A 13,364-nucleotide genomic window follows, 5' to 3' on the forward strand; every position below is an offset into this window, starting at 1 on the left:
GTACGGGATACAAAGGTAAGGAAAAATCTTGTTTATAGGGTTAAAATGTGAATTATTTTTTGATTAATCCTTGCCTATAAAGTAAACCCGTACAAACTTTTCTTAATGTCTTCTATTTTTGTGGGATTTTTTTTGTCGTCGTAAAGCGTATAGAGATCGATCAGCTTTTTAAATTCTTTTTCTGTATCGGTTTTTTTGCCTTTTGTAGGCGGATTAATGGCTAAAATAGGGATGTTTTTCGCTTCGATTTTTGTGGCAAACCAAGTTGTGTTATACCTCGGTATGGCTAATCCCAATATCAATCCTGGTAAACCGGTAAACCCTTCAGGGCCGCCTTTTAATAGAATTTCGTCGGTATAAAAAGCAATAACGGTAACGGTATCATTTATTAATGCTACTGCTTTTCGGCATTCATAACCCGCAATTTGCCTAACATCGTTCATGATTTTCCAATTCAGATGGGGTATAGTATCTTTTAGAATAAAATCTTCACCGTTAACTGGTTTTCTTATTATCCTAGCTTTTTTGCCGAAATCGGTAAAAAGTTCATTCGTATTTTCGGTAGCAATAAAAAAGAAGTTATTATCGCCAAGTGTTTCTTTAGGTTTAATTTTATAGATCGCACTACTATCGTTAAAATTATATTCCCACAAAGAGGTTCTGTATTTGCTCATTTTATCCTTTGCATCGTCAGAGATCCAATCATTTTTGGCGAGTTGCTGTTTCTGGTTGATCTTTTTTTCGAAGGTTATTTTTGCACTTTTAATAAAAACAATTTGTGCTTTTGAAAGCTGAAATGTTAAGATTAAAATTAATGTTAGCGCTAAATGTTTCATTCTGGAGTAATATATATTATTTCTATGCTATTTATTATCTTTTTTAACAAAGTTGCCTGATAAATTATAGGTTAACCCAATTAAAACATATCGTGGTATAAAGGAATTAGTGCTTTCACTTATGTTGTTGCCTCCAACATATCTATTATAGCCTATTTTTTGTGCGAGGATATCAGAAACAGATAGTTTTATTTCCAATTCTTGAGCTTTTAACATTTTTTGTGATAAATAGGCATTCCATATTGCAATATTAATAGGCGTACTGAACGAAGCGTTTGCTGGCTGATAAGACAGCGATACTGAAGTATTAAATTCGGTATGATAAGGGAGTTCAATATTGCCAGAAATCTCATGGTTATGATTAAAGCTTTTGCCATTATTTATGGCTCCAATGGATGAGGTATTATTCGAAAAAGTTGCGGATGGACTATAGTCTATCTGAACTTTGTCGCCATAATAACTAAATTGGGGTCTCAAACTTATGCTATTATTCGTGTTTTTATTAAGCCTATTATTTAGAATCGAAACGGAATTAGATAAATTGTAATTTAAATTTAAGCTGGCGTTAAAATGTAATTTACTAAAGCTTTTATTATAGCTCGCACCCGCGTACATGCTATTGCTTCCGTTTAAATTTACAAAGGTGCTTACCGTTTTGTTAACATTGTCTACACTCCTAGAACTTACAACTGCATTTTTGGTGAATCCATATCCAATATATGCATACATATACATTTGAGATTTTTGCTGATAGGTATTAAAATTTAAGCCCACATTATTGTTAAAAGATGGTTTTAAATTAGGATTTCCTACGATTTGGTAAAGTGGATCATTAATTTGACGAATTGGCTGCAATTGGTCTAGTCTAGGCTGTTGCGTATTGCCGTTATAATTTAAGGATAAGCTTGAGTTTTTGCCCAGTTTATAGTTTAAATTACTTTGTGGAGCCCAATTTAAGTAGTTACGATTAAATTTATTGTTTCGGTCTAAATCATTAAGCTCAAAAATAGTTTGGGTAGCTTCAGCACCACCAGACAAGGTAAACTTTTTTGCGCGGTATTGTAGTATTGCCCTTCCAATATTCGAGAAATTATTAAAATCGAAATTGTTGCTTAGCGAATCGATCCGTTTATTGTTCAATGATTTATCAAAAACCAGCTTATGGCTATTGGATGCTACTGTTTTAAAACTATAAGCAGTTTGTAAGGTAAATTGCTTATTCAGGGGTTCACTAAAAGATATACGAGTTGCAAAAGAAGTTTCACTACCTGAATCGTCGTTCAAAAAATTTTGGTTATCCGTTCTGTTAACTACTCCATTTGCGTCGTAATAGTTGGTCACATTCAGATTATCTATTAAGCCGTTACTGTTTTTAGTTTCTGGCTGTAGATCGATTGATAATGTTCGTCCTCTTTTTGCAAATTTTTTAGCATAATTTATGTTGCCATTGAAAACGTTAGCATGACTAGTGCCATTACTTGATTGATTGCTGTTGTTTACAAAAAGCCCTGTTGTTCCCCTTGTTTCGCTAGTATTTGTAGTTGTACCAAGGGTATTGTTTTTACTGCCTGCAAATGATATTTGCAAAGTTGCTAAAGAATCTAACTTAAAATTAACATTCCCTTTTAGGCTTTGGCCCGTTTTGGTGTTATCGCTGGTTGAATTTCCGGCGCTAAAAAAGTTCGTTCCATTTGGTAACAAAGATTGATTTTTTGAGGTATTTCTATCCAAGACATTATTATTAATTCCTCTATAATTTAACTTCAAAGCAAGTTTGTTATCATTCCATTTATCAGAGAAATGTGCTCCATAGTTAATAATATCTGGCAAACCATTTGTTGGCGAAAACCTATCGTCGTTATTTCCGCCATAACTAATCATCACAGTGCTGCCATCATCACCCACTTCGATTACATCGTAATCGTTACCTTTTAATTTGCTCATTGAGGCACTAGCTTTGGAATCTTTGTTCAAATTGGAATTAAAGCCAAAAACAGCAGCTTTCAATTTGCCTTTATACATGCCTGCCATACCACCAATATTCTTAAAATGACTTAAATCGCTATTCGCGTCTAAGGTACTTAGGTACCCATTTTTCGCATTGTCTTTAAGTAAAATATTCACCACTTTTTCTTTAGCGTCGCCTTCTTTAATGCCAGAAAGTTCTTCTTCTTTTGATTTTTTATCGTAAACCTGAACCTCTTTTACAGCATTTGCTTTTAAATATTTAGAAGCCAGAAGAGGGTCGTCGCCAAAGAATTCTTCACCATCCACCAACAGTGTGTTTACCTCTTTTCCACCAGCTTTTATCGTTCCATCTTTATCGACCTCAATTCCGGGTAAGCGTCTTAACAAATCTTGTACATTCGCATTTGGTTTAACCGCAAAACTATCGGCTTGATAGGTGATGGTATCCCCTTTTAAGGTAATGGCCTGCTTTTTTGCTTGAATAATAACCTCATTAAGCAAATTCGCTTTGGTTTCCATTTGAATTGCGCCAATGTTAAAATGCGAGCTGTCTGTTAATCGAATATCTCTCACATAATCGGCCATTCTTGGATAAGAAATTCGAAGGTTATATAGCCCTTTTTGGAGATTAGGAAGCTCGAATTTGCCTTCAGCATTTGCACGTGCTGATTTCACTAGAATGGAATCTGCACTTCTAATGAGCATAATTACACTATGTTGTAGTTTCCTTTTTTCAAGGGTGTCTACTACACTGCCTGTGATGACAGCGTGCTGAGCGACGGAATAAAAAAAAGAGAGGGATAAAATGGATAGGATGAAGAGCTTCTTAATCATGAAAACGAGGAGAACTAGATGTTTAGTAAATGTAGGAATTTTAAGTTGACATATAAAATTTAAAGGGATGTAACCTATTTACTCATCTAATCATCCTATTGGCATTACCCTAAAAATATAACGATGAAACGAACCAGTATTTTATTTATTGTATTGATGTTATTAAATACGTTTGCTGTATTTGCAATGTCTACACCCGTAACCTGTTTACTTAAGGGCAGGGTAGAGAAACGTACAAGTAAGGCATTGTACCTTATGAAAGCGACTACTGACCCTCAAACAATCAACAAAATTCGTATTCCAATCGTGAATAACACCTTTGAGTACAAATTATATGCTGAGGAACAGGAGGCTTACCAATTGATTTTTGAAGAAGAATTAGACGAAATGGCTTATAAATCGATTATTTTCTTTCCAGATGCTTCGGAAATAAAGCTCACGTTGTATCCGATGGCAGAAGGTGATGATAAAAATAGCATTATTGGTGGTTTTCTAAACCAATCTTATTCACAGCACTTGAAGGAATTTTCTCTTGCATTTAAATCGAGTTATTTGATGGTACGGCAAAAACGGCGAGCCGCTATTGCGAGTAAATCCTATTATAGTGTTGCCTACGATAGCTTATCTTTACTTGCTAAAGGCGCAGAAAAAGAGAAGTTGCCGTTGCTTTTAATTGAAATGTTTAATCTTCAAAAAAACAATGCTGATTTAAGCGCAACGGGGATGGCAATAAAACTGGAAGAACAAGATATTCTAGAAAAAATGTATATGAAACGCTATGCGTATATTAAGCACCATTCTACGCCAGTTTCCTATTATATGTTATACGACGATTTTAGTCGTCATCATGAAAATGCCTATATCAGTAAACTAAGTAGTTCTGCATATGCTAGTCTGGCCAAAGCCATGCCAGAACATCCATATACTAAGAAATTAGATTATTTGATCAATGGTTTTAAGTTACAGAAGGGAGCGCGCTTTGTAGACTTTAAGGCTCCAGATCTTAATGGAAAATCGTATCAACTTTCGTCGGTTATGAAAGGAAAAGTTACCTTACTTAACCTTTGGGCATCGTGGTGTGGACCTTGCATCTCCAAAACACGAGAAGTTTTGCCGCTTTACCATGAATTTAAAGATAAAGGATTTGAGGTTATCGGTGTGGCCAGGGAATTTAAGGATTTAGAAAACCTGAAAATTGCCCTCGATCGCGAAAAACACCCTTGGTTAACGTTGGTTGATTTGGAAGATAAACACATGATTTGGAATAAATATGGCCTTACTAATTCAGGAGGCAGCATGGTGCTGTTGGATGAAAAAGGAGTTATATTGGCAATAAACCCCACGGCGAAGGAACTAGAAGGTATTTTAAGTGGAATTTTGAATTAACACGTGAGGAATAACTAAACTTAATAATATGAATGACATTGAACAATACATTGGAATGGCCTTTGTTTTTATGGTAACACTTTGCTTTTTCTTAGCTTGGTTCTTTTGGCAGCGTGCACGGCATCGGGAGCTGATGTTAATGATTGAAAAAGGGTTAAATCCATCAGAGCATACGCAGAGCATTGGTCAGGTATTGCGAAAGGTAGCCATACTACTTTTGGGCTTTGCTGCTGGTTCCATTGTGATCGAAATAATGGAGGCCCTTGAGCTTAGGTCGCTTATTAGTGATAGTGGATATTTTGCAGTATTCGCTATTTTTATCGGAATTGCACTGTTAATTATTACTCGATCTCCAGGACCGAGCAAAAACGACTAATTCTTATGGATGTTGTGTACATTCGTAAGGTTCTAAATGGTGATACAGAAGCGTTCAGTCATTTTATTACAACCTATAAGCATATGGCTTTTACCATTGCCTTATCGGTGCTAAAAGATGAATTCCTAGCAGAAGAGGCTGTTCAAAAATCTTTCATTGTCACTTTTAGTAGCTTAAGTAAGTTTCATCAGCAATCTAAATTTAGTACCTGGTTTTATCGGATTGTGACCAATGAATCATTAATGATGCTTCGAAAATTAAAACGAGAGCCTTTGAAATTTATGACAGATTTTGAACATGAAATTATTGACGAGGATACCATACTACATCTTGAACAAAAGGAATTGGTGCATTTGGTAAATGAGGGATTAAAACATCTTCCTCCAAACGAAAGCTTAGCCCTTAGATTGTTTTATCTTGATGAAGAAAGCGTTAAAAATGTATGTGAAATTACGGGGTGGACACCGGCAAATACAAAGGTTATCTTGCACCGAGCTAGAAAGCACCTTCAAATTGTAATTAATAAACTTAGAGATTAGACATGGATAATCAGTTAGAAAAGGCACTAAAAAATAGCTTGGTGGAATTGCCATTTAGTGATTTCGATCAGCGGATGATGCAGGAAATCAGAAAGGAGGCTATTGTACTTGAGAAAACCAAGAAGGATAGGAATATTGCTTCTCTATTTTTTATGTTGGGCTGTTTTTTTGGGATGTGTTGCGCTGGCTTGGCTGCATTTAGTAAAGAAGTGAGCGGAATGGACTTAAAGACTGTATGGCAAGCGGCTACCGTTATTTTAGGTTTTCTGTTTATAAATAGTTTTTACACTATTGTTTACAAAAAAATAGCTAGAAATACTTTGACAAACTTTTAAAGTTTGTCAAAGCATTAATTTTTACTATTTTTCGATCATTTTAAAATATTTCACATAATCTACTTCCAGTTTTTGAGGAAAGATGGTGTCGTCTATTCCTTGTGCACCTCCCCAGTCGCCCCCAACAGCAACATTGAGCAAGAGGTGAAATCGTTTATCGAAAGGCCAAACTTTATAGCCTGTACCTTCGTTTACAAATTCGAAAACCAGCGTGTTATCATAATATCCGCGAACAGCATACGGAGTCCAATCTACTCGATACAGATGAAAAGCAGTACTTGCATCTGAGATTAATTTGGTGCTGGTTTTTTGTGTGTTAATTTTAAAATAATAGGCTTCGGTATGGGTTGTAAAATGCACGTTATTTTGATCGTATCCCACATGCTCCATAATGTCTATTTCGCCCGATTTTGGCCAATCTCCATACGCTCTGTCGGTTGGTAACATCCAAATTGCGGGCCAAGTACCTCTACCAGAAGGTAATTTTGCTTTTATTTCAAATCTGCCATACAGTACATCCAATTTATTTCGTGTAACTAAACGTGTTGACGTGTAGGCCATTCCATTCATGTTTTCTTTTTTGGCCGTTATGGTTAACTTCCCATCTGCTACAGTTGCGTTCGAATTAGTATAGTATTGCTTTTCGTTGTTTCCCCAGCCCGATCCCCCTAAATCGTAATCCCATTTGCTGGTTTCGGGTAAGCCGGTATAATCGAATTCATCTGTCCAAGACGCTGCGGTTTCAAATGCCCATTGTTTATCCACAACTTCGGCAGCCTTTGGCGGAAGAATAATCGCTTCATCTTCTTTTTTGGATGTGCAAGATTGACAAGACAAAATACATCCCATTGAGAGCGCAACAAGAAAATACAATTGTTTTATAGGTCTAACCATCATTTTAAAAAATTTGTGAAGTCCAATCGAACGATTGGACTTCATGTTTTTGTTTATTTAAATTCAAAGTCGTCTATATAGAAGATACCTGGGTTTGGATGTCCTTCGCCACCTAATTGGACTACAATTTTATCGTATAACGTTTGTGCTGATGAACCTGAATAATCGAATTCTAATTGTACCCATGTATTGTATTGCGATGGCAAAATGGTTTTTACGATTTCGATTTGTGTTTGCCAAGCATTGCCACCAAGTAGTGAATTCTGTAATTTAACAGAAACTGTTGGCTTCACTTTGGTGAAGTCGTTAGCTCCCGGAACGAATACTTTTAGCCTGATTTTGTTTTTAGCCGCTAAATCGAAACGATAAGGCAAAGTTACATTTAGGTTGCCGTATTGACCATCGTCTCCGGTTCTTTTCTCATAATATCCCACTTTAGCAGAGGTGTTTCCCAATTTTAGTGGGTTATCATAGCCTCTCACATAATCCATATTCTCAGCGCCCCATGTAAAGGTGGTCGTATTTTGGAAATCATCTGTTAAGTTTGCTGCTTGCATCGGTTTTTGAACAGGGGGAACTACTGGGCGGGTATATCCTTTTCGAATCAATTTTAAGTACCATGCATTGCCTGCATTTGATTTATCACCAGATCTTAACCACATTTCGTCTGCCGTTAGCGATAAAATCTGATATTGAGACACGCCTAAATAATAAGCTATGAAACCGTTGTTGCTAATGGTGATAAATTTGTTGCCATTTACTGTGGTAACCAACCAGGTTAAATTGGTAGGAGGGGTGTAATTTACGGTTGGATCATCAGAGCCCGTTGGTCCGCCAATACCCGGCGCATTAGATGCGTTAGCAAACGTATTTCCATTATTTGCATAGGTATATTTTAGCGCATTCATGTTAAACGTCATTTCGTCGTCGTAAAAGCCATTACTTGCTTTTTCGTTTGGTCCTGCCTGATACCAATCTGGGAATTGGGAACCAATTGGGCCTACACCTAGGTGCCCTTGTTGCGTTTGATCAATAACCCATGTTTTTCCTGTAGCATTTGCTAAACCACCCGATAGCAAGTCGAACGCTGGGTCGGTTAACATAGCAGGATTAGTATTGGCTATGGTAATGGTTTTCGTACTTGAGGCATAGCCTCCGTCTGTCACAATCGTTAATTTAACGGTATACGTGCCCGCGAGGGGATAGGAGGCTTGTGCTGTACTTCCTTCGGCTGTAGCACCATTTCCAAAGTCCCATATCGCTTTAAAGCCAGGTGATTCGTTCTTAAAGGTAATTACGTTTGCATTCGTAGCGGAAGGTGTGTTAGAGAATTTTACCTGATCTGCTGTGGGAGCCGCACCAAGTGCTCGAACTGAATCGTCCTTTTTGCACGATGCCATGAACGTTAACATCAAACTTAGGCATAGCCAGAGCGATGTTTTTATGGTATTTTTATATATTTTCATTTCTATATAATCTTTTAATAATTAATTATAACCAGGATTTTGTTTAATGATACCTTTGGTAACATCGATTTCTGTTTGAGGAATAGGAATAAATTCACTTTTTCCCACTTTGAAGCCAACGGGACCTAAAACAGCTGCTGCTTTACCGGTACGTACCAAATCGAAGAAACGATGTCCTTCAGTAGCCAATTCCAATCTACGCTCAGCATAAATGTTATCAAGTGTAGGTGGAATTGATGCTAAACCAACTCTGGCTCTAACTGCGTCTAGTAGTTCTTTAGCGCGAGTTGCACTCCCTCCACTTCTAACTAAGGCTTCTGCTTGCATCAAATAGGTATCTGCTAAGCGGATTTCGATTTCATTAATCGGCCAATTTTGTTCGGCCACACCGCTAGCAGAGCGAAATGCTTTCAACGGGGCATATTTTTTAATGAAGTAATCGGTATTTTGGTAACGCGCATTGTAGGTTGCTCCAGCGGCTTTTAAAGCTTTACCATCAATAATGGTAGCTGCAAATCGTGGATCATTTTTCATTACATTTACCAGATCTTCGGTAACTGGGCAAAATCCCCAACCACTGCTAAACGTATCTCCATTATAGCTATCCATCCCGATAAACTGTGTGCCTACATTTCCTTCTCCACCGTTAATCCAACCCCAATCAGACCACGCTGCGTTATTTGAGTGTGGAATTTCGTAAATCGATTCTGAATTGAATTTGTTTGCAGGATTAAAAATCTCGGCGTAGTTGGTTTGCAAGGCATAACCGTATGGATTTCCAATTCTATTGATGTCTTCGAATAAACTGGCTGCTTCTGCGAGCTTGGTATTGTCGTTTTGATACAGCAGTACTTTCGCTAATTGTGCTTTTGCAGCGCCCATAGAAACTCTACCCTTTTCGCCTGATGAAATTGTTGTTGGCAATCCTGGAAACGCATCTCTCAAATCTTTTTCGATTTGTGCATAGATTTGTGCAGGGGTAGATTGCTCTTGCTTATACAGATCTTCTGTAGGTAGAAGTGTAGTGATTAGAGGTACTTTCCCGAAAAGCCTTACTAGGTCGAAATAAAAATAAGCTCGTAAGAATTTTGCTTCGGCGGTTACCCTGGTTTTGAAGTTAGTACTTAAGCCAGTTGCCTTTTCAATTTTACTTAAAATTAAGTTTGCTCTATTAATTCCAGTAAAGTTTTTAGACCATAAACCACCTTGCGGACCAATTCTTGAATCCATGTTAAAATTATCAAAAGCTACCCAGTTTGGCTGGTCTGAAGCATTACTACCACCAGCCCAACAATCGTCTGATGCTGCACTAAGTAAAGGCATTTTCATGGTATAGCCACCAGTTGTTCCCCATTGTGTAACATCGTATACTGCGATAATGCCTTGCATTACTTCGGTTTCATTTTTGTAGAAATTGTCTTCTAAAGCAGTTCCTTTAGGAGTTAATTCTAGAAAATCTTTTTTACATGATACTAAAATTTGCATCATCGCAACTATTGCGAATGTGCCCATTATATATTTCTTTTTCATCATTCTATAATTATTAAAAACCAACATTTATACCCGCAAAGAACGTTCTTGCTTGTGGATAGAAGCCACGATCTACACCGTAGCTGCCCCCGCCAATTTCTGGATCGTAACCTGTGTATTTGGTAAATGTTACCAAGTTGTTAGCCATTACGTAGAATCTAATTTTATTTAACGCTGCTCGTTTAACTAATGCTACTGGTAAACTGTAGCCAATTTGTAGGGTTTTAATTCTAAAATACGACCCATCTTCGATAAATAAACTCGATACACGGCTATAATTTTTGTTATCATCTTGTAAGGTTAGGCGTGGTGTTACATTGCTTGTTCCTTCGCCCACCCAGCGGTTTAAAATGCTTGTTGTGTAGTTTGCAGTTGGTAAATCAAATCGCCTGATGGCATTGAAAATTTGATTGCCGGCAATACCTTGTCCCAGTACAACCATATCAAAACCTTTATAACTAGCGTTAAATGTTAAACCATAGGTGAAATCTGGTGTGGGATCTCCAATTATCTCTCTATCATTATCACTAATTAATCCATCGCCATTTAAATCGCGGAATTTAATATCACCAGGCTTAGCACCAGGCTGGATCATCGTACCTGCAGCATTTTTATAATCGTTAATTTGCTGTTGGTTTTGAAATAGGCCATCGCTCTGGAAGCCATAGAAAGAGCCTATGGCGTGTCCCACTTTTGTACGTGTAACCTCTAATCCCTGAGGTGTAACGGTTTGTCCGCCCAAGAATTCTTTATCATCTCCTAAGAAATCGATGTTGTTTTTTAATAATGAGCCGTTTGCTGCTATTCTAAATGAGAAGTCGCCTAGTTTTTTATTAAATCCTAACTCGAGTTCAAAACCTTTGTTCGAAAGATCGGCAATATTACCGATAGGACCAGAGTTACCCACATAGCCTGGTACTGCAATTTGCAGTAGCATGCCGCTGGTTTTTTTATGGTACCAATCTGCAGTTAACGTAAAGTTTCTAAATAAAGTTGCATCTAAACCGATATTTAGCTGTGAAGTTTCTTCCCATTTCAAATCTGGATTGGATAAAGCATCAGGACTAACGCCATTATTTAAACCAGCAGAAGTGCCTAGCGTGTAATTTCTACCACCGCTTACAGTAGATAGATACCTGAAATCGCCAATGTTATCATTACCCGTAACTCCATACGAGCCTCTGAATTTTAAGAAATTAACAGCATTACTTTGTGGAAAGAACCCCTCTCTACTAGCTACCCAACCTATTGAAGCAGATGGGAAGTAGCCATATTTGTTATTCGGACCAAAGCGTGATGAGCCGTCTCTACGAACGATACCGGTAAACAGGTACTTTTCATTATAGTTATAAGTTAAACGGCCAAACATTGAGTTCAATGTATTTAGGTATTCACCTCCATAATAAACATCATTTGCTCTTGCCACTGGAAATTGTAAGGAAGCATCTTTAATATTGCTAACTGGAATACCTTCTTTTGTTCCGCCCTGTGTTTCGCCTCTATTTTTTTGCGCAGAATAGCCTAATAGCGCGGTAAAATTGTGTTTATCAATTGCTTTGGTATAACTTAATGTGTTTTCTAGCGACCAAAATAATCCTCTATTAATATTTCTGTTATACGAAGTAATTGTAGTTTGGTTAATCGAATTTAGATAGTATATAGGGGTAAAGCCATCACCTCCCCAGAACGCTAAATCTACACCGCCTTGCGATTTGATTTTTAGTCCTTTGATAAGTTCTGCTTCAACAAAAACATTTCCCACCACTTTGTCAGACCATGAACGGCCTTGGGCAACTGCTAATGCGGCTACCGGATTTAAGATTTCGGATTGTGCATAAGAAGAAATACCATAAGGGAAGCCTTCTGAGTTACGCACTACTGGGTTGCCTGTGTATAGTGGTAAATTAAATTTCAAAGGGTCAGTTTCGACGATTGGTGTAATAGGGTCGATATTAATTGCTCTATTTAGCGGAGATCCATATTCGGTATTGGTACTTACGCCTACAGCATTAATTCGTGTATAACCTATGGTTTGTCCGAATTTAATGCCTTTTGTGATCTGATGTTCGGAGTTGAAACGAGCGGTAAAGCGTTTGAAATTTGAATTGCTCGTTGCAACAATGCCATCTTGATCGAAATAGCCGAATGAACTGTAATAAGTAGATTTTTCATTTCCGCCACTTAGACTTAACTCGTGGTTTTGTATGTTTGCGCTATTGTTAAATACAGCCGCTTGCCAATCGGTACCTACTCCCAGGTCAGATGGATTTGTGAAACGAGGAACAGCTGTTGGGTTTGCAGCTAATTGAGCCTCATTATATAAGGTTGCGTATTGCGTAGCGTTTAACAGATCTAATTTTCGTGACGGAGCTTGTGTACCTAAATAGATATTGTAGTTCACATTCAGCTTCCCATTTTTATTCCCTTTTTTAGTGGTTACAATTACTACTCCATTTGCGGCTCTCGAACCATAAATGGCAGCAGAAGCCGCATCTTTTAATACCTCTATCGACTCGATATCTGCTTGATTTAAGAATTCGATACCTCCTCCAATTTGCACACCATCTACAATATAAAGGGCATCGCTATTATTTATGGATGTTGTACCTCTAATTCTAAGGGTAGCCCCATCACCCGGTTGGCCAGAGCTTGTTGTAATTGTTAAGCCGGATGTTCGGCCTTGCAATGCTTGCTCGATACGCGTTATGGGCATGTTCTCGAGATCGGATGATTTAACTTGCGAAATGGCCCCGGTAACTACACTTTTCTTTTGTGTTCCGTAGCCCACAACCACCACTTCAGAAAGGTCTCCCACCTCATCTGCCATAATAATTGAGATCGGTTTGCTGTCTACTACTGTAAATGTTTGTGTAGCTAAACCAAGTTGAGAAAAGACAAGGATACTTCCTTTTGGAGCACGCATGGAAAAATCTCCGGTTGAATTGGTGGCGACACCTGTTTTTGTACCTTGTATAACAACTGAAACCCCAGGTAAGGGTGCTCCGTCAGTTTTGGAGGTTACTTTTCCCGAGACATCTATTTCTTGTGCCCACAAGCTGGCCGAAAAAAATAGGGAAAATAGCAAAAGAATGAACGTAGATTTTCCTTTCATAACAAATAATTTAAGTTTATATTTTGGTTGTTTTTTAGCTACTATATATCAATGGTTAGTCGATTAATTTCGCAATAGTGAATGAACA

The 13,364-nt window shown here is 37.7% G+C and carries 10 protein-coding genes; 4 read left to right on the forward strand and 6 right to left on the reverse strand.

Going from position 1 to position 13,364, the window contains the following annotated elements:
* Positions 1 to 74 precede the first annotated feature (74 nt).
* Both WG904_RS18830 and WG904_RS18835 read right to left on the reverse strand, forming a co-directional pair.
* Positions 75 to 836: a GLPGLI family protein gene (locus WG904_RS18830; protein ID WP_339580900.1), complete on the reverse strand. Its 762-nt coding sequence runs from the start codon at positions 834 to 836 to the stop codon at positions 75 to 77.
* Between the two features lie 27 nt (positions 837 to 863).
* Positions 864 to 3,638 carry an outer membrane beta-barrel protein gene (locus tag WG904_RS18835; RefSeq protein ID WP_339580901.1) on the reverse strand — a complete coding sequence of 925 codons (2,775 nt, stop codon included), beginning with the start codon at positions 3,636 to 3,638 and terminating at the stop codon, positions 864 to 866.
* 123 nt (positions 3,639 to 3,761) lie between these two features.
* Between WG904_RS18835 and WG904_RS18840 the strand changes: the two genes are divergently transcribed.
* Genes WG904_RS18840 through WG904_RS18855 form a run of 4 tightly spaced genes read left to right on the forward strand, consistent with a single transcriptional unit; the run spans position 3,762 to position 6,274 of the window.
* Positions 3,762 to 5,024 carry a TlpA disulfide reductase family protein gene (locus WG904_RS18840; protein WP_339580902.1) on the forward strand — a complete coding sequence of 421 codons (1,263 nt, stop codon included), beginning with the start codon at positions 3,762 to 3,764 and terminating at the stop codon, positions 5,022 to 5,024.
* Positions 5,025 to 5,052: 28 nt separating this feature from the next.
* Positions 5,053 to 5,400, forward strand: coding sequence for a DUF6249 domain-containing protein (locus WG904_RS18845; RefSeq protein ID WP_339580903.1), 348 nt, complete (start codon positions 5,053 to 5,055; stop codon positions 5,398 to 5,400).
* Between the two features lie 5 nt (positions 5,401 to 5,405).
* Positions 5,406 to 5,939, forward strand: a complete 534-nt coding sequence (locus WG904_RS18850) for an RNA polymerase sigma factor (RefSeq protein WP_339580904.1) — start codon at positions 5,406 to 5,408, stop codon at positions 5,937 to 5,939.
* A gap of 2 nt (positions 5,940 to 5,941) precedes the next feature.
* Positions 5,942 to 6,274: a hypothetical protein gene (locus tag WG904_RS18855; protein WP_339580905.1), complete on the forward strand. Its 333-nt coding sequence runs from the start codon at positions 5,942 to 5,944 to the stop codon at positions 6,272 to 6,274.
* 24 nt (positions 6,275 to 6,298) lie between these two features.
* On the opposite strand, the gene WG904_RS18860 is transcribed toward WG904_RS18855, so the two are convergent.
* From WG904_RS18860 to WG904_RS18875, 4 genes are read right to left on the reverse strand one after another with little or no spacing between them, the layout of a single operon-like run.
* Positions 6,299 to 7,213 carry a glycoside hydrolase family 16 protein gene (locus tag WG904_RS18860; RefSeq protein WP_339580906.1) on the reverse strand — a complete coding sequence of 305 codons (915 nt, stop codon included), beginning with the start codon at positions 7,211 to 7,213 and terminating at the stop codon, positions 6,299 to 6,301.
* Between the two features lie 8 nt (positions 7,214 to 7,221).
* The gene (locus WG904_RS18865; protein ID WP_339580907.1) at positions 7,222 to 8,634 is read right to left on the reverse strand and encodes a PKD domain-containing protein; all 1,413 of its coding nucleotides are present in this window, start codon (positions 8,632 to 8,634) and stop codon (positions 7,222 to 7,224) included.
* Between the two features lie 21 nt (positions 8,635 to 8,655).
* Entirely contained in the window at positions 8,656 to 10,164 is a 1,509-nt protein-coding gene (locus WG904_RS18870) for a RagB/SusD family nutrient uptake outer membrane protein (protein WP_339580908.1), read from the reverse strand.
* Positions 10,165 to 10,177: 13 nt separating this feature from the next.
* A complete protein-coding gene (locus WG904_RS18875) occupies positions 10,178 to 13,276 on the reverse strand; it encodes a SusC/RagA family TonB-linked outer membrane protein (protein ID WP_339580909.1) in 3,099 nt (1,032 codons plus the stop codon).
* Positions 13,277 to 13,364: the final 88 nt, after the last annotated feature.

This window comes from Pedobacter anseongensis, from assembly GCF_037482965.1.
Taxonomy (GTDB): domain Bacteria; phylum Bacteroidota; class Bacteroidia; order Sphingobacteriales; family Sphingobacteriaceae; genus Pedobacter; species Pedobacter anseongensis.